Genomic DNA, 17,134 nt, shown 5'->3' with positions numbered 1-17,134 from the left:
CGGGGCGCGCCCATTCCCTTGACAGCACCGGGGTCAGGCGCGCTTCCCCCGCGAAGCACGGAGGCGCTTGTGCCGTCCCCTATCTGCCAGATATGGGGAAAATAACTCAGGCGGGAAGGCGCAGACACACCTTCCCTGCCTGAGGTCGGAATTATCGGATGGGGGAGTGGGAGCTAGTAGCGCCCGCGTCCGCCGCCGTAGCCGCCGCCGCCGCCGCCGCCGTAGCCGCCACGGCCGCCGCGGCCACCGCCGCCGCCGCCGCCGCCTGCCGGCTTCGGACGCGCTTCGTTAACCGTGATCGTGCGCCCATCGACTTCTTTGCCGTTGAGCCCGTCGATCGCAGCCAACGCTTCTTCGCGGTTTGGCATTTCGACGAAACCAAAGCCCTTCGAGCGGCCGCTGTCGCGGTCCGTGATGACCTTGGCGGATTCGACCTCGCCGTAAGCCTGGAACAGGGCTTCAAGGGAGTGGTCGTTCGTCTGGTACGGGAGATTGCCTACATACAGTTTCATCGCTTCTCTTCCTGGCGCGCCATCTGGTTTCAGTTCAATCGAATCATGTGTTCATGGCGCGGAACATTCTTCGATGATACCTCTTTCCCGGCAGGTATCGTTCCTCGGTGCCTGGACCGTCCATTCGATAGCAGGACGCCACGCATCGAGCCATCAAAGAGACACAGTACCACGCTCACCAGCCTACCATAATGATCCCCCTCCGCGCAAGTCAAGCTTCGGGGTCCAAATTAGGGGGCTCCTGTCAGGCGCTATCCTGCCTGTTCGGCCGCGTTCCTCCGCAGTGCCGGGCCAGGTTGGGCGGATTTGCCTCCGGCTGTTAAAATGAATGGCCGTCATGCAGCAGAAGGGAGCCGACCGCCATGCCGCATTCCAGATTCACGACGACCACGCGGGGGTTGCGCCGGGATACGCCGCCCATGCTGCTGTTCGAGCGCGCAAAGAAGCTGGGCGTCTGGAACCCGAGCGAGATCGATTTCTCGAAGGATAAGGCGGACTGGGCCCGCCTCAACCACCAGGAAAAGGATATCGTGCTGCGGCTGTCGTCGATGTTCGTCGCGGGCGAAGAGGCCGTTACGCTGGACCTGCTGCCGCTTATCCGGGTCGTTGCGAACGAGGGCCGGACGGAGGAGGAGTTGTATCTGGCGACCTTCCTGTGGGAGGAGGCGAAGCACGTGGACTTCTTCAGCCGCGTGCTGGCGGAGGTGTGCGGGGCGCCGGCCGACCTGACCGCCTACCAGGAGCCGAATTACAGGAAGATCGTGTGCGAGGCGCTGCCTATGGCGTTGCGCGTCCTTGAAGTGGACCATTCGCCCGCGGCCCAGGCGCGCGCGTCGACCGTCTACAATATGATTGTCGAAGGCATGCTCGCGGAAACGGGGTATCACGCCTATTTCACGATTATCGACCGCTGCGGCATCCTGCCGGGCGTGCGGGAAGGCATCGGCAAGTTGAAGCAGGACGAGTCGCGTCATATCGCGTATGGCGTCTACCTGCTCAGCCGCCTGATTTCCGCGGACCCTTCGCTGTGGTCCATTGTCGAATCCACGTTGAACGACCTGTTCCCGGTGGGGCTGGCCGTGGTGACGCACATTTTCTCGCACTATGACCCGCCGCCGTTCGGGGTGAGCCAGGACGAATTCCTCGGGTACGCGGCGGCGCAGTATCAGAAACGGTTTCAGCGGCTCGAACGTGCGCGCGACCTAAGCTTTGACCAAGTGATTGCCGAAACACAAACGGTGGTGGAAACAGGCGACGCGTGAGGCTCGAATGCGCGTGCCGGGAAGTGAGACTTCAACACCATCGGGAAAGGATGTGAGGCCATGAGTGCACGAGCAGCCTGCTGTCTGGTGGTATTTGCGGTTGCCGCCTTCGCCTGGTGCGGCTCGGCACAAGAAGAGTCCGCGCGCTTTGAAATTGCCGCAGGTGTTCCGGAAGGCCTTCCGCGCGTGACGGAAGTGCGCGCATTGACCCAGGGACCCAGGGCGCATTTCTGCAGCTATTACGGTGTCTGCCCGTGGAACGCGTCCGGCCGCTACCTCGTTTGCATGGAATCGGACTTCGACGGGCGCGAGGTGCGCGCGGGCGACGCGGCGCGCATCTGTCTCTTGGATACGGTCTCGGGCGAACTTCGCGCCCTTGCCACGACGCGCGCATGGAACTTCCAGCAAGGCTCGCTGACGCACTGGCTCGGCACGGCGCCGGACCGCCGCATCATTTACAACGATTGCGCGAATGGCGCGGCGAAATCCGTCATCCTAGACGTATTTTCGGGAGACCGGCGCGAATTGCCGCGCGCCGTCTCCGCCGTGTCCCACGACGGCGCACGCGCGGCCTGCATCAGCTATGCGCGGCTCAACAAGACGCGCCCCGGCTACGGCTATCCCGCCGTCAGCGAATCCACCACGGACGACCCGCACCCGGACGATGACGGTCTCTACGTGATGGATCTCGCGTCCGGCGAGACCCATCTCATCGTGACCATCGATCAGGTCTTTCATGATCAGCCGCCGCCGGAAGACCGCGCGGACGACGTCATGTGGTTCAACCACGTGCTCTTCAGCCGCGACGACTCGCGCATTTTCTTCCTGGCCCGCTTCAAGAATCCCGTGGGCAGCCTGATCTCCGCGGCCTACACCGTTGCCCCAGACGGGAGCGGGCTGCGCTGTGTCGTGCCATACGCGTGGAACAACTCGCATTTCGACTGGCGCAATGGGAGACAGCTGATGGTCTCGTCGCGGTTCGAGGCGGGGCCGAAATGGCTGCACGTGATGCTGACGGACGGATTGCAGGACCACCGGCCTGTTGCGCCGGATGTGCTCAACCGCGACGGCCATTGTCATTTCTCGCCGGACGGGCGGTGGCTTGTGAGCGACAGTTACCCCGAGGGGCCGCGGCGGATGCGGCGGTTCTTCCTCGGCGACATGGAAACGGAACAGGTATACGAGGCGGCCCGGTTTCACGAACCGGACACGTTCAAACGCGACTGGCGCTGTGACCTGCATCCGCGCTGGAGCCGCGACGGCAAGCGGGTGTGCATCGACTCGACGCACGAGGGCACGCGCCAGGTGTATGTGCTGGAACTGGCATGGCCGGAATCGTAGCAGAGGAGACGCGCTATGGAACTGAGCTGGCAGACGGTCAAGGCGCTGTTGCGCGAGGTGCTCGAAGAGGAACTGGGCATGGGGCGCTGCGAGATTGCGCCGAAGTGGTCCGGCGGCACGCTGGTGCTGAAACCCGCCGACCCGGGCCTCAAGACGAAAGAAGTCCCGATCGAGGCTTTTTTCAAGAAGATCACATCGGTGCGCGAAAAATTGCGTGTGATGGAGCAGAAGATCAACAATCACGCTTCGCTTGGCCACGAGGACAAGCTGGAGTTACAGAAACTGATTTCGCGCGCATACGGCAGCCTGACGACCTTCAATGTCCTGTTCCGGGACGAGGAAGACCGGTTCCAAGGCGTGGGTGAGTAGCGCGCGGAGGACGGCGGTCATGCAAGAAAGCGGTGTGGCGGCTTCAGGCGTGGAAGCGGCGGCGGGACATGCGGTGGGCGTGCTCGGCGCGATTGGCTGCACGCCCCTGGTCGAATTGCAGCGGATGAGCCCGAACCCGCGGGTGCGCATTCTCGCGAAGTTCGAAGGGGCGAACCCCGGCGGGTCGGTAAAAGATCGCACCGCCTACTACATGATCAAGAAGGCCGAGGAATCGGGCGAACTCCATCCGGGCAAGACGATCCTCGAGCCGACATCCGGCAACACAGGCATCGCGCTGGCCATGATCGGCGCGCTGAAGGGATACAAGGTCAAGCTCATGCTGCCCGGATGCGTGAGCGAAGAGCGGCGCCACGTGCTCGAGGCGTTCGGTGTGCACGTCGAAATCACACCCGGATGCGAAGGCACCGATGGCGCGCGACGGCGCGCGCACGCCGTGCTGGCGGAGCAGCCGGACCTCTACTACATGCCGAACCAGTTCGTGAACGAGAACAATACGCTGGCCCATTACGAGACGACCGGGCCGGAAATCTACGCCCAGACGGGCGGCCGTCTTGACGCCTTTGTGGCGGGCATGGGCACCACGGGCACGCTGATGGGGGTGTCCCGGTATCTGAAAGAACGGTCGCCGCGTATCCAGATCGTTGGGGTCGAGCCCACGCCCGGCCACGCGATTCAGGGCCTCAAGAACCTCGAAGAGTCGCTCGCGCCGGAGATTTACGACCCGGCCCAACTCGACGACAAGATCATGATGCAGGACGACGCGGCGTTCGAGGCCGCGCGGCGCCTGGCCATGCAGGAAGGGCTTTTCGTGGGCATTTCCAGCGGCGCCGCGGTCGCCGGGGCGATTCGCATCGCCGAGCGCATGGACCACGGGACCGTGGTCACGTTGTTGCCGGACCGGGGCGACCGGTACCTGAGCACCGCGCTGTTCCGGTCGGTCTGCGCGAAATGCCCGCCGTGAGCCCGCGGCCACAACGCACAAGGGAGGGGACATGCCAAGTTCCTCGCATGCCGTGAAGCCGGCGCGGCGCGTTTCGCGCTGGAGCAAGTTCTGGATGGTGCTCGGCTTGTTCTGCTGGGCCGGTCTAGGGCTTTGGTTTGCATTTCCGCCGCCCCAGGCCTTCGTCGAAGGGTTCTACACGCGGTTTGTTTACCGGGTCATCGTGGCTGGCGTCGCGCCGCTGACCAACAGCGCGGATTTCTCCGTTGCGCTTGCCCTGACCATCGCTTTGGTCGCGGGGTTTCCGCTTCTGTGGACCTTGAACTGGTTGTATCTGCGTTTCGTGAAGGGGCGCTCGCACTGGCGGGGTCTTTTCTGGGGCTTCCAGTGGGCCTTCTTCCTCACGCCCATCATCGCCATATGGTTCCTGGTCTTCTGGGGCGCGGGCTACCAGCGGCTGGCGCCGGAGGAGCGGCTGAAACTCGATACTAGCGCGATCTCGGACGAAGAATCGGCGCTGTTGCGCGGGCAACTGCTCGAGACCATCCTCAACGATCAACCCCAGGCGCCGGAAGACCGCGATGCGAACCGCGCGCTTGCCGCTGTCGCCGCCGCAATGAAAACCACTATCAAGGAATGGGACGGCCACTCGCTCTGGCTGCCCGATGGCGTGAAGGCGACGCCGGAAGGGCTGCTCCTGGCGAACGGCACCTCCGGCATCTGCACGCCCTTTACGCTTGAGCCGCACGTCGATGGGGGGCTGCCCGATACCGCGTTCGTCTCGACGGGCGCGCACGAACTGGGCCACATCGCGGGCATGTGCACCGAAGCCGAGGCCACGCTGATCGGGTTTGTCTCCGGGGTGCGCGCCGCGGACCCGTATGCGCGCTACGCCGTGGCGCTCGACATGTACATGGACCTTGTGCGCCAGTTGCCGGGCGATGCGATGAAATCCGCCATGGAGCGGCTGCCGGAAATCGCGCGGGAAGACCTCAAGAAGGCCCGCGAGGCAGCCGCCCGCTACCGTATCGAATGGCTGCAGAAGGCCAGTTGGCGCGCCTACGACAAGTACCTCCAGGCGCAAGGCATCAAGGAAGGCGTGAAGAACTATGGGCGCGGCATCAGCCTGTTCCTCTTTCTCTGGCGCGACGGCCGCCTGGCCGACACCGGGTTGACGCCGCCCGTTCCGGCGCTTCCCGAACCTGCGGAAGGCGCGGCGCCGTCTCCGCCCGAAGCCGGGCCCAGTCTCAATTCCCCGGCACAACCGGTTCCGGAGGCCGCGGCTTCGCCGGATGCGCCGGAGACATGAACGGCGGACCGTCCGCGGCATGACCGTCGCCTGCTTGCCGCCGGGTTCCTTGCGTTACGCCGGCGTCGCCGGTTTGCGGGCTTGTCTCACCGGGAAAGGTGTTCGATGGCGCGGGCGACGGCTTCGCGGTGGCGCGCAATGGGCGCGGGGTCTTTCGTGAACTCGGTCATGCTGGCTGTGATCTCGGCCGGCACCGTGAGCAACGCCTCGTAATCCGCCCGTTGCCGCGCGGAGAGGTCGCCGCCTTCGGCCGCGAGTAGCCGTCGCAGCATCGCAAGGTATTCATAATCCTCGATGCCGTCGCGCAACATCTCGATGCGGACCGTGTCGACGGGCGGGTCGAGCACCGGCCTGCCGGGATTGCCGTCCGCGGCGGCTTCGGGCGGATACAGGAACCGCCCGTCGCCGTTGCCCCAGGCCAGGCGCGTGCCCGACGGCGTGCTGTACCCGGTGGTCCAGCCCATGGGGTCTTCGTAGGGGTTCTGCAGACGGTCCGGGTATGCCTCGGGGCTGTGCCAGTAGGTCGTCTCCCAGACGAGAATGCCCTCGATCTTGCGCTGCCACGTCTGCCACAGCCACACGCGCATCTCCGTGCCGGGGTGGTCGATAAACAGCGTGACGTAGGGCGCTTTCGGCCCCGTGCAGACGTACCACCAGAAATGGTCGCCCTCCGCGCGGCGCGCTTCCGCCGCATCATGGTCGTATTCCGGCGTGACCGGGCACCAGATGTTCGGCCCGCCGGTCAACTCCGGCTCTACCTGCTCGGTCAGCATGCGTCCGATGCCCGGTGCGGCCTCCTTCAATTTGCGGAAGCCGTTCATGACAAATGCGTAGTCCTTCGGGTCGGGCTCGTCGAACCAGTAGACATAGGACATGTCGAGCCAGCCCTTCCCGCGCAGGTGCGCCTCCACCTGACCGCACCAGGAGTTGAAGAGCGCCTGATACTCCGGCGAATCCTCCTTGAATCCCTGCAATTCCGGTTCGTGGCGCGAATGAAACGTGCCGCCGCCCATGCCGGGCACGCCTACGGAGAAGCTGTTGAAGTGGTATTCGTCGAAGGCCTTCGTCATGGCGCGGTCCCAGGCGTCCCACTGGAACGTTGGCTTCAGCGCCGCGATTTCTTCCGGTGTCAAGGCACGGTCCTTCGGTATTTCGGGCCATGTGTACAGGAGCGAATCCATTGGCGCGGGGTTGTAGGGCGTGATGTGGTGCGCGCTCAACGCGGCAAGATATTGGTCGCAGACTTGGCGCTGATGCGACGGGTCGCTGATGTCCTGGTACTCGAAAGCGCGCCCGAGGCCGAAACCGAACGCGGTCACGCAGGTCATGCGGTCGGGCATTGTGAAATCAAACACCTCGACCTCGACTGGAGCAAGCGCCTGAAATCCTTCGGCGCGCAGCATGATCGCGCCGCGATACACGCCCGCTGCGGCGTCTTCCGGCACGTGCACGCGCACCCAGAGCGGCTGATTCTTGTTCGCGGCCACGGTAATTGGCCCTGAGAACGGCGGCAACGGGTCGGGCCACGGGGCCACCGCGCCCGTGCGGTCCGTGGGCCGCGTCACCGGCACATAGCGCACGCGCAACACGTCGATGTTTTCGGTGCCAATGCGCGCGCCGCCGGGCCCATCCAGCGGGCCGGCCGTTGCGGTCAGTCCCTGCAAGCCCATGCTCGGGCGGACCACCAGTTGCGCTGCTTCCGTTTCGTTGCGCGCGGCCTGGATGCGCAACGCCTTGTCTTTGCTCCCGGGGACAGGCCGGGTGTCGCTGATTTTCCAGCCGGACGCCGCCCACCACAGACCCACGGCGTCGCTCGAATCCGGCAGCACCGCGCCGAAATCCGCGCAATAGAGGTCCGCCACGTGGAAGGTGGTCTCCGCGCGAAATGCGATGCCGCCCCCGAGCGAGAAGACCGCATCGTTGCGGCCGGTCGCGCGGAGCGTGTACGCGGGCGCGATTTCGTTGTTGCCCGGCGCCAGATCGATCGCGGTGCGTTCGCGCGTTTCCACGCCGCCGCCTGTGACCACAAGCCGTGGCCGCGCTGCGATCACGTGATCGGTGAGATTGCGCACGCGCGCGCGAAACACATTGTCTCCGCCGGGGATCGCGTCGCCGAGGGAGAGAATCTCGACTTCGAGGCGCGGGTCGCTCTTCGCAATCGCGACATATTGCGTGGCGCCGCGCAGGTCGCCCGGCGCGCGCTCGAGCCTGGCCGTGTAGGTGTACGCGTTGACCTGGAGGTCAGCGGGTGCGGCGGCGTCCGCGCGCGCCGAGAGGCGGACCCGCAATTCCGGCGCGGGCAGCAGGTCCGCGGGAATGTCGAACGCGCCTGTGCCCGGGGCCGCGAGCGTGCCGATGGTTTGCCACACGGCGCCGTCGCGCGAAGCCTCGACGGCGAGCGCGCCCGAAACATAATGGCCGATGTTCAGTTCGACACGCGCCCGGGTCTGCGCGATGCCCCCGATTTCGTGGCGGTAGACGACCTCGCTGTCCGTCCCGAATGCCCAGCGCCAGGTGTTAAACGTGCAGCGGTTCACGGCGAGCGGTCGCGCGTGGTTCGTGCAAAGGCTCTCGTACGGTGCGCGAAAAACGTACTCGTCCCCGGCAATGCTTTCCCCTTCGCCGAGCGCGATGCCATTCATGCTGCGATAAACGGCCTGCGCGGGCGCCAATTCCACCGTGTCATAGGCGACCGTCCCGTTCATTTCCCACTGGCCGAACCGCAGCCACCGCTGGTCCGTTCCCGGTTCGCTGGGCGTCACGAACACCGATGTGCATTCCTGCCACGAGTCCGTCAGCTCGCCGAGATCCCGGTTGCAGAATGCCGGCCCGGTGATCGCGCAGCCGCCTCCTCCATGAACGCGCCGCGCCTCGAAGCGCAGGCGGCAGACCGTGAACGGCGCGAACGGCAGGGCTGCCGTGCGCCAGTAGTTGCTGCTGCCGGGCGCGCCGTTTCCCGTCACGCTGACGCAGCGCGCTCCGTCGGCCGCGCCGGCATCCCACGCGCCTTCCCCTCCCGAGAGGGTCCAGGCATCTGGAGCGCTCGTGCCATCTGTGGCGGCACTCTCGAAAGACGGATTCGGCACACCAACCTGCTGCGCGAATGTGGCTGCGGTCAGGGTCAGGCAAACCGGGAGAAGAAACGCGCAACTGATCCGCATGATAGTCCCTCCTGCGGCCCGCATCGCATGCCTTGCCGGCGGCGCGGGCATTTTTGCCGTGAAACCCGTCGCCTGACCTCCAGGCAACGGTTGCCCGCGGCCCCGTTCAGGGGGCGCGCAGAGCCTGCACCCCGCGTAGTGCGTCGAGAAACGCATCCGTGTTCGGGAACAGGCCTTTTGGGACGCGGTCGACGTGGCCGTCCATGTACAACACGCTGATGCTGCCGTCCGAATGGGGCAATGGCCATTCCCACATCACCGGAATGGCCGACTGGGCCTGCGCCGTCGCCGCGGGGTTATTGATGTCGGTAATCAGAAACCGCTCTATGCCTTCGCGCAAGCGGTAGATGCTGCTGCCGCCGACGTTGCCTTCGCCCATGCCGACAAGCAGGTCATCGTCCAGTTTGCCTTCGGCCACAAGCGACGGATAAGCCCTGCAGAAGACGAGCCCCTGTTGTTCATTTTCCAGCAGGTATCCGAGATACACGTAACCCACATCGTTTACGAAATCGTACACTTGCTCCTGGCCGGGAATGCCCCCGCTGAGGCGTTGTGCCTGCGCCTCGCGGTCCGGGTGCGCCGGGTTGACGAGAATCGTGAGGTCCGTCAGATATTCCGGGTAGACCACGGCGCCGTCAAACATCAGCACGCCGGCGCGCGGCGCCAGAGGCGGGAACTTCTCGCCCCGGCTCTCGTTGGCGAACATCTTGAGCACCAGGCCAAACTGCTTCAGATTGTTCTGGCTGTCTTCCGCGGCGGCCACGGACGGGACGTAGGTATCTATCAGGTCCTCCAAATCCTCCTCCTCCATGATGCGAATCTGGCCGTCCTCGAAAAGGGCGAAGACTCCAACCCGGCTGTTGGGCCGCTTCTCGCAAAGAACCAGACGCCTGGGGTCGGCGTCAGTTGCGCCGACCGGGCGCTCGGGGGGCGCATAGTAATAGCCGCAGGCGGCATCAGTGTCTCCCGGCGCCTTGAAGGCCTCCTGTGAGTCGATATAGGCCGGGAACAGGCCCGCCACCAGGTCTTTCGGACCGGCTTCCCCTTCGTGGTCCGCTGCGTATGCCTTCAGCGCATCCGCCAAACGCCCGATGCGTTGCTCGCTCGTGCGCAACTTGGCTCGCTCCTCCGCAATCATTTCGCGGCGGCTGCCGGGTCCCATGCGCTCGCCCAGGTCAAACACCGCCTCGCGGAAAGCGGCATCCTCCGCCATGGCTGTCTCTATGAGGCCGTCCGCGTCGCTCAAGAATCTCTCAAAGTAGACCTGAATCGAGCTTGAATGCCGCGCTTCGACGATGTACCAGCCGAATTCACGCGTTGTTTCGTCGATCCGCTTCTTTAGCGCAAACTCGTGCACGATGTCGTCTCCGTCGGCGTCCTTCGCAATCACGACGCTGACGACGGCGTCACGGTCCGTAATGGAGACATCCTTGATCTTCGGTGTGCATACCAGTTTCGCATACACAAGCGGGATAGCGGCCTGCGTCAGCTTCAAGTCCTGCACAGACTCGCTTTCCGGCGTCTGCGCAAGTTCCTCACGCATGTCTTCCGTGCCGCTGGCCAACGCGCTGGTGGGGTCCACCAGCTCGAGCAGCCGGTCGACGTCTCCCGCGGGCAAGCGGTCGAACCATGCCAGCACCGTCAAATCCGGCTCCGATAGGTCCGGTGGCCCGGCCGGCGGAGCGAGTGCGGCGGCTTGGGGCCGCGCCGCGGCTCCTGCGACGGGCTCTGCCGCCGCGGGCGCCTCCTCCTTGCCGTCCGAACCGCCGCAACCGGCGAAAAGCAGCGCCCATGGCAGTCCCACGATGAAGATGAGTGCAAGACGCATGTGAACGACGCGACGCATGTCAAACCCCTCCGCTATTGGTTCTCCCACATTCCCCCAGCATACCCCTCTTTCGTGCCGGTGCGCACCTCAAATGCTGGGTGTGCCTTTGGGCCGGCGCGGAACGGATGCTACAATCGCGTCCGTTGGGTCAACCGGCACGGAACCACTGTGTCAACGGAGGTTTTCGAATGAATTTCTCACGGAGAGATTTTGTTGCGGCATTGTTGTTTTCGGGCGCGGGCGCGGCGTTCGCGGCGGACACGACCGGCGGCGGGGCCGCGGCGGACGACGGCGGCAGGCCTGTCTTTGTTGTTGCGGTGATCGAGGTCAAGCACGGCAAGCGCGCCGAATTCATCGAGATATTCAAGGGTAATGTGCCGAACGTCGTAGCGGAGAGCGGCTGCATATTGTACGAGCCCGTTGTCGATTTCAATTCGGGCATCGGGTCTCAGGCGCCCCTCCGCGAAGACGTGGTGACCGTCGTCGAAAAATGGGCGAGTATCGAGTCGTTGCGCACACACCTGAAGGCCCCGCACATGGCCGCGTACCGCGAGCAGGTGAAGAACCTCGTCGCGAACGTGACGCTTCAGGTAATGCAGCCGGCCTGAACGCCTTTTGAGGCGGAATGGGCAGTCTACGGGGGCCGTGAGCGTGCGCAAGAACGCGGCGGCATTGGAGCTGACATGCTTGCCGCGCGGGGCGAGCAGACAGCGAGTTGGTCCGGGGACGCGCGCTTCGTAACTGTCGAGAACGAGGAACAGGAGCGCCGTTCCGGCGCGTGTCCGCGTATTGCCGCAGGGAAGGGGATGATTCTGGACGGGATGATAGCGGCAGGCCACCGCCATCTCCCGCAGGTCTGCCCGGGGAAACGCCCCGCCAAAGGCCGCCATGGACGCGGGGCAGGTTGCGCATCGGTTTGTGGATCACGAGCGCGAAGCTGTTTCTGCATGACCCTTTCCTCGCAAGTGCTTTGACTCGGGCACCGGTTTGAACGCACAATGCGCCTTTCGGGGATGCGGCGCCAGGAAACGCGCATTGGCGCGCATCGCAACACTCGGAGGAAGTCCGGATGAAGAACAAGATATCCCGCAGGACTTTTTTGTGCTCGGCCGGGGCGGCCGTTGCGGCGCCGAACATCGTGACGGCGGCGGTGCTGGGCAGAAACGGGGCCACGCCGCCCTCCGAGAGGATCACGGCGGCCGGCATTGGCATACATGGCCGCGGCTTCCACGACCTGCGCTGGATGATCGGGAACGACGACGTGCAGGTGCTTGCCATCTGTGACATCTGGAAGCAGCAGCGCGAGGCGGTGAAAGCGTTTGTCGACGAGACGTATGGCAACAAAGACTGCGTCATGTACCGCGATATCCGCGAGTTCCTCGTCGAACGGCCCGATATCGATGCGGTGCTGATCGCCACGGGCGACCACTGGCATGCGCAGGCGTCCATCCGCGCGATGCGGGCGGGCAAAGACGTGTTTACGGAAAAGCCGTCCACGATGACGATTGCGGAAGGGCAGGCGGTGGTCGAGGCGGCGCGGCGGTTCGGGCGCGTCTACCAGACGGACACGCAGCGGCTGAGCGAGGCGAACCACGTGTTCGCGATTGAAATGGCGCGCACGGGCCGGCTGGGCAAGGTGCACACGGCCTACGCGCACATCGCGCCGTGGGACGCGGCGAAGATGCCCCACGCCTGGATGCCTGCGCAGGAGCAGCCGCCCGTCGATGAGATCGACTGGGACATCTGGCTGGGGCCGTGCCCGTGGCGTCCGTTCAATATCGAGTATGTGAAGGGCGGCTGGCGCGGCGACTACGATTTCCACACGAGCTGCATCGGCGAGTGGGGCGCGCATACCTTTGCGCAGGCGCAGGCAGGCCTCGGCCTCGGCGATACTTGCCCCGTCAAATACGCATACGTGAACAACGATTCGGGCGACGGCATGGTCTGCACCTTCGCCACGGGCCAGAGACTGGTTCTTTCCCGGGGCGACCAGTACTGGTACGGTTCGTGCGGCGAACGTTTCGACGGCGAGCGCGGCTGGGCCGCGGCGGCGGACGGTTACGCCGCGCCGGACGTGTCTTCGCCGGAATTGCTCGCCGAGTACGACGAGGTGGTCGGTGAATACACGGCACGCACGGGGCGCGCGCTTGACCACATGCGCAACTTCCTCGACTGCGTGAAATCACGTGAGGAGACCGTCGCCAATCCGACGGTGATGCACCGGTCGATGAGCACCGTGCACGCCGCGAACATCTGCATGTGGCTCGAGCGCGACCTCGAATTCGACCCGGTTGCCGAGAGATTCGTGAACGATGAGGAAGCGAACCGCCTGCTTGCACGGGCACAGCGCGAACCGTGGACCATCTGAAGCACGGCCACGACATGGAAGGGAATACCATGCGGAACACCATAATCCTGCTGGCCCTCGCGGGCATTCTGCTGTATGCGGCGGCGCCGGTCCCGGCGCAGGAATCCGGCCCGATTGCCGTCTTGAAGTCCGATGCGCCCTTCGAGGAGAAGGCGGAAGCATGCCGCGCGCTCGTCATAAAGGGCGGCGCGGACGCCATCCCCGCGCTTGCTCCGTTGCTGCGCGACGAGAGACTCTCTCACATGGCGCGGCTCGCGCTGGAGACGATGCCGTATCCCGAGGCGGGCGCGGCGCTGCGCGCCGCGCTGCAGGAAACGAGGGGCACGCTTCAGGCGGGCATTATCAGTTCGCTGGGAGAACGCCGCGACGAGCAGGCGGCACCCGCGCTGATCGCGCTGCTGCCCGCGACGGACATCGTTGTGTCGCAGGCCGCCGCCGAGGCGCTGGGCAATATCGGCACGCTGGAGGCCGCGCAGGCCTTGGATGCTGCGATAGGCCAGGGCGGGATGCCCGTGGGCAAGCTGCGCATCTATTGCGCGGCTTTGCTCGAATGCGCCGAGAAGATGACCGCACAAGGCCAGCGCGAGCAGGCCGCGGCGGTCTATGACCGGCTGCGCGCGTTGGACAACCCGCCGCCGGAGGTGCCCGCCGGGGCCCTGCGCGGGGCTATTCTCACGCGCGGCATGGAGGAAGGGCTGGCGCTGTTGACGGAAGCCTTGCGCGGTGACAACGAAGACCTGTTTGCCGTCGCGTTGCGCATCGCGCGGGAGATGGAGGGCGGCGACGCGGTCACGAAGGGGCTTGCGGATGTGCTTCCGTCGCTGCCCGTCGAGCGCAAGGCGCGTTTGATCGAGGCGCTGGCCTGTCGCGGCGGCGACGCCGCGGGTTCTGCGCTGATGAATGAGGCGAAAGAGGGGCCCGTCGAGGTGCGCGTGGCGGCGCTGCGGGCGCTCGCGCGCGTGGGCTATGCGCCCGCGCTGGACTTGGCCGAACAACTGATCTGGTCTGAAGACGCGGCCTTGGCCACGGTCGCGCAGGACACACTGAGCTATTTCCCCGGCGAGGCGGGCGACGCGCGGCTCACTGCGCTGCTGCGGAGCGATAAGGTCGAGGCGCGCAAGCTGGCCATCGATCTGATCGGGCGCGGTGGTCTGCATGAACCCGTTGACCTGTTAATGAGCACCGCCAAATCCGATGCGGACGAAGGCGTGCGCGTGGCCGCATTGCAGGCGTTGCGCACCCACGCCGGCATGGACCAGGTGGCCGCCCTGCTGGAACAGGTGCTTGCCGCCGCGGCACAGCCGGAGCGCGAAGCGGCCGAAAGCGCCCTGCAGGCGTTATGCACACGGCAGAAGCGCGCGCCCACGGGCGACATTGTCATTCAGGAAGCAGCCTACGGCGACCTGCCCGACGGCCCCTCGGCCAATGTGACTGAGAAGATCGCGCAACTGGTGGCGTCCGGCGCGACGTCGGTCGTAGCCTCGAACGGCCTCGCGGGCGACACGGCCCCGGGCGTTGTGAAGCGGCTGCGCGTAACCTACACGCTGGACGGCGTGGCCACGACTAAAACCGCCGCGGAAGGCGAAACGCTCGTGTTCGCGACGCCGGCAGCGCCCGCTGCCCTGGTAGACGCCTTCGTTTCGGCGTTCGACGTGGCTCAGGGCGAGGCCAAACTCGCCATGCTGCGGCTGCTGGGCGCGACCGGCAGCCCGAAGGCGTTCGAGGTCGTCATGAATACCGCGCGGGGCGAAGGCGCGCTCCAGGACGCGGCCCTGCGCGAGATTTGCGAATGGCCGGTTTTCGACGCGTTCCCCACGGTCATGGAACTGGCCGCGACGTCCACGGACGCGCGCGTGAAACTTCTGGCGCGCCGCGGCGCGGTGCGCCTGCTGCGGGAAGGCCCGATCGGAAACGGCGAGCGGCTGCGGCATTACGCGCTGCTCATGGAACAGTCCGAATCCGACGACGACCGCAAACTCGTGCTCAGCGGACTGTCCGACGTGCCGCTGGCGGACGCGTTCGACCTCGCGCTGCAGCAGTATGGGAACGAAGCCGTGCGCGCGGAGAGCGTCCAGGCCGCCATCGCCATTGCGCGGAAACTGGGCGCTGCGCCGCGCGAGGACGCGAGCATCGTGGCCACGGAGGGGTTGCCCGGCTGGACGGGGCACAAGGATTTCTGGCGTTTCGAGGACGGCGCGCTCACAGGTCACAGCGACGCGCAGATACCGCGCAGTGAATTCATCTGGTTCAACGGCGAAGTCCGCGACTTTTACTTGGCCTTCGACGTCAGGCTGGAACCGAACACGGCCAATTCCGGCGTGCAGTTCCGCTCGCAGAAAATCGACGAACACGGACAGGCCCTCGGTTACCAGGCCGACATCGGACAGGATGTCTGGGGCCGGCTCTACCATGAACATGGCCGCGGCAAATTGTTCTGGCTCGACCGCGCGGAGAAGGCCGTCAAGCCGGGCGAGTGGAACCGCTACGAGATACTCGCCGTCGGCCCGGCTATCTGGACCGCCATCAACGGCACGCTCGGCGTTGCCTGCGTGGACCCCTCGGGTGAACGCGCCGGCAACATTGCGGTGCAGCTGCACGCGGGTCCCCCGCAGACTGTGAGTTACCGGTTCGCGACGCTGATCCATGATCCGGAGATTGCACTCGCGGGGCTGAACGCGGAGCAGCTCGTCTCGGAACTCCGGGCGCCGGGACAGGAGTAACCGGAGCAACAAACCGGGATCTGTATCACATCGGGAGAGGAAGACGTTCCTGGCCGCATGTTCAGCGGAGTTCGTTAGAGTCCTCAACCGTGAGCCCGGCCCTGCGAACAAGAGGTCGAAGCGCGCTTCTCGCCAGCTCTCTGTGATTCGGAACGGTTGTGCGGCGATGTGGGGCTTGGCGCTGACGAAGGATGACATGACTGCCCGTCCGGTGACCGGCCCCATAGCGGACTTGCTTGAAGGCTCGGACAGTTTCCCGATGATCTGCGTCTTCTATGCCATGCAGTAACTCGCGGAAGGCAATTGAGCCCCGTCGATACGCCTCATTCTCCAAGCTTATCGCAGGATGTGCGCCACAGAGGACAACTCCCGTTCTCAACGACAATGAAAGCGCAACATTTGCCTCCTACGCGATGAAAACGCTGAGTCTTTCCTCCTCATGGATTTCCGCGGGCTCCGACAAGGTAATCAGCAGCCGGCCGTCCTCCACGCGATGTTCGCACGCGGCTTCGCGTCCAGCGATGGTCACCGTGACGGTCGAGACCGGTCCCGCCGGGGCCAGCGCGAGCGTGCGCAGGCGGAGCGCGCCCCGTTTCAACGCGATCTCATCTTTCTGGCGTCCGTTTTCGATACGTTGCCAGAAAGTGCCCCAGCCCTCGGCGCTGGTGAAGGCGGCCTTGAAGTTTTCAGGCGTCAGGCGCGGCGCGAAGCCGATGTGTCCCTTGGGGCCATGGTATTCGAAGCCGCACGCGGCCAGAAACACGCCGTAACTGGCCATCGACCGCGCGTAATGATCGCCGCACTCGATCTCATTCCACGGATTGCGCCGAGAGGCGTGGTAGCGGTCGTGCACGGCGCGCGCGACGGCCAACCCCTCGAGCAGCAGCCCCTCCCAGATCATGTGCCCGGCTACCTGGTATTCGAACCCGTTCATGCACTCGTTAAAATAGCCCGCGGCCCAGCCCGGCCCCGTGCCCTTGGCCTTGTCGTAGTCCCAGTCCGCGCGCGGGAACGTGCACATCAGCAACCCCGCTTCGCCGGGCATCGCGTACCAGCGGCCCGGCTTGTTGGCCTCGCGGTACGGTCCGACATCGGGTGTGAAGTTGTAGCGCCACAGGGACCGGAGGGCGGACAAGGTCTCCTGCTCTGGCAGCACGCGGCCCAGGCCCACCTGCCAGGCCCAACTCTGGCCGAGCACCTGATCGATTTCGCAGCCGGAGCCGCTGTTGATCGCCTCGCTGTGATTTGGGTCCGGTTTGTTGACGAAATACTCGCCGTCGAACAATTGCGCGGCGATGTTCGC

The 17,134-nt window shown here is 65.2% G+C and carries 13 protein-coding genes; 8 read left to right on the top strand and 5 right to left on the bottom strand.

Features of this window, described 5'->3' with window-relative positions; translation table 11 throughout:
* Positions 1 to 173: 173 nt before the first annotated feature.
* Positions 174 to 512, bottom strand: a complete 339-nt coding sequence (locus KA184_00160; GenBank protein ID MBP8127962.1) for an RNA-binding protein — start codon at positions 510 to 512, stop codon at positions 174 to 176.
* Positions 513 to 874: 362 nt separating this feature from the next.
* Between KA184_00160 and KA184_00155 the strand changes: the two genes are divergently transcribed.
* Genes KA184_00155 through KA184_00135 form a run of 5 tightly spaced genes read left to right on the top strand, consistent with a single transcriptional unit; the run spans position 875 to position 5,754 of the window.
* Entirely contained in the window at positions 875 to 1,774 is a 900-nt protein-coding gene (locus KA184_00155; protein MBP8127961.1) for a R2-like ligand-binding oxidase, read from the top strand.
* 60 nt (positions 1,775 to 1,834) lie between these two features.
* The gene (locus tag KA184_00150; protein ID MBP8127960.1) at positions 1,835 to 3,115 is read left to right on the top strand and encodes a hypothetical protein; all 1,281 of its coding nucleotides are present in this window, start codon (positions 1,835 to 1,837) and stop codon (positions 3,113 to 3,115) included.
* Between the two features lie 15 nt (positions 3,116 to 3,130).
* Positions 3,131 to 3,484 carry a hypothetical protein gene (locus KA184_00145; GenBank protein MBP8127959.1) on the top strand — a complete coding sequence of 118 codons (354 nt, stop codon included), beginning with the start codon at positions 3,131 to 3,133 and terminating at the stop codon, positions 3,482 to 3,484.
* 19 nt (positions 3,485 to 3,503) lie between these two features.
* Entirely contained in the window at positions 3,504 to 4,466 is a 963-nt protein-coding gene (locus tag KA184_00140; protein MBP8127958.1) for a cysteine synthase family protein, read from the top strand.
* Between the two features lie 31 nt (positions 4,467 to 4,497).
* Positions 4,498 to 5,754 (top strand): DUF3810 family protein, encoded by a 1,257-nt coding sequence (locus KA184_00135; GenBank protein MBP8127957.1) that lies wholly within the window; start codon positions 4,498 to 4,500, stop codon positions 5,752 to 5,754.
* 86 nt (positions 5,755 to 5,840) lie between these two features.
* On the opposite strand, the gene KA184_00130 is transcribed toward KA184_00135, so the two are convergent.
* Together KA184_00130 and KA184_00125 are read right to left on the bottom strand one after the other, a co-directional pair.
* Positions 5,841 to 8,915 (bottom strand): DUF4091 domain-containing protein, encoded by a 3,075-nt coding sequence (locus KA184_00130; GenBank protein MBP8127956.1) that lies wholly within the window; start codon positions 8,913 to 8,915, stop codon positions 5,841 to 5,843.
* 106 nt (positions 8,916 to 9,021) lie between these two features.
* Positions 9,022 to 10,761 carry a hypothetical protein gene (locus tag KA184_00125; GenBank protein ID MBP8127955.1) on the bottom strand — a complete coding sequence of 580 codons (1,740 nt, stop codon included), beginning with the start codon at positions 10,759 to 10,761 and terminating at the stop codon, positions 9,022 to 9,024.
* 170 nt (positions 10,762 to 10,931) lie between these two features.
* On the opposite strand from KA184_00125, the gene KA184_00120 reads away from it, so the two are divergent.
* From KA184_00120 to KA184_00110, 3 genes are all read left to right on the top strand, one after another.
* The gene (locus KA184_00120) at positions 10,932 to 11,351 is read left to right on the top strand and encodes an antibiotic biosynthesis monooxygenase (protein MBP8127954.1); all 420 of its coding nucleotides are present in this window, start codon (positions 10,932 to 10,934) and stop codon (positions 11,349 to 11,351) included.
* A gap of 461 nt (positions 11,352 to 11,812) precedes the next feature.
* Complete coding sequence (locus tag KA184_00115) at positions 11,813 to 13,111, top strand: Gfo/Idh/MocA family oxidoreductase (GenBank protein ID MBP8127953.1); 1,299 nt, start codon at positions 11,813 to 11,815, stop codon at positions 13,109 to 13,111.
* A gap of 29 nt (positions 13,112 to 13,140) precedes the next feature.
* Positions 13,141 to 15,831 carry a DUF1080 domain-containing protein gene (locus KA184_00110; GenBank protein MBP8127952.1) on the top strand — a complete coding sequence of 897 codons (2,691 nt, stop codon included), beginning with the start codon at positions 13,141 to 13,143 and terminating at the stop codon, positions 15,829 to 15,831.
* Positions 15,832 to 15,892: 61 nt separating this feature from the next.
* On the opposite strand, the gene KA184_00105 is transcribed toward KA184_00110, so the two are convergent.
* Positions 15,893 to 16,108, bottom strand: a complete 216-nt coding sequence (locus KA184_00105) for a type II toxin-antitoxin system HicA family toxin (protein ID MBP8127951.1) — start codon at positions 16,106 to 16,108, stop codon at positions 15,893 to 15,895.
* A gap of 129 nt (positions 16,109 to 16,237) precedes the next feature.
* Positions 16,238 to 17,134: hypothetical protein (locus tag KA184_00100; GenBank protein MBP8127950.1), on the bottom strand; the 897-nt coding region annotated here is incomplete at its 5' end.

It is taken from the genome of Candidatus Hydrogenedentota bacterium, assembly GCA_018005585.1.
Taxonomy (GTDB): domain Bacteria; phylum Hydrogenedentota; class Hydrogenedentia; order Hydrogenedentales; family JAGMZX01; genus JAGMZX01.
This window is presented reverse-complemented; position numbering and strand designations above follow the sequence as displayed.

What these genes read in the sequence shown, in the direction of transcription:
- KA184_00125 (MBP8127955.1), bottom strand. Translation starts at nt 10,761, where the DNA reads ATGCGTCGCGTCGTTCACATGCGTCTTGCACTCATCTTCATCGTGGGA.
- KA184_00135 (MBP8127957.1), top strand. Translation starts at nt 4,498, where the DNA reads ATGCCAAGTTCCTCGCATGCCGTGAAGCCGGCGCGGCGCGTTTCGCGC.
- KA184_00120 (MBP8127954.1), top strand. Translation starts at nt 10,932, where the DNA reads ATGAATTTCTCACGGAGAGATTTTGTTGCGGCATTGTTGTTTTCGGGC.
- KA184_00145 (MBP8127959.1), top strand. Translation starts at nt 3,131, where the DNA reads ATGGAACTGAGCTGGCAGACGGTCAAGGCGCTGTTGCGCGAGGTGCTC.
- KA184_00160 (MBP8127962.1), bottom strand. Translation starts at nt 512, where the DNA reads ATGAAACTGTATGTAGGCAATCTCCCGTACCAGACGAACGACCACTCC.
- KA184_00150 (MBP8127960.1), top strand. Translation starts at nt 1,835, where the DNA reads ATGAGTGCACGAGCAGCCTGCTGTCTGGTGGTATTTGCGGTTGCCGCC.
- KA184_00115 (MBP8127953.1), top strand. Translation starts at nt 11,813, where the DNA reads ATGAAGAACAAGATATCCCGCAGGACTTTTTTGTGCTCGGCCGGGGCG.
- KA184_00140 (MBP8127958.1), top strand. Translation starts at nt 3,504, where the DNA reads ATGCAAGAAAGCGGTGTGGCGGCTTCAGGCGTGGAAGCGGCGGCGGGA.
- KA184_00130 (MBP8127956.1), bottom strand. Translation starts at nt 8,915, where the DNA reads ATGCGGATCAGTTGCGCGTTTCTTCTCCCGGTTTGCCTGACCCTGACC.
- KA184_00110 (MBP8127952.1), top strand. Translation starts at nt 13,141, where the DNA reads ATGCGGAACACCATAATCCTGCTGGCCCTCGCGGGCATTCTGCTGTAT.
- KA184_00155 (MBP8127961.1), top strand. Translation starts at nt 875, where the DNA reads ATGCCGCATTCCAGATTCACGACGACCACGCGGGGGTTGCGCCGGGAT.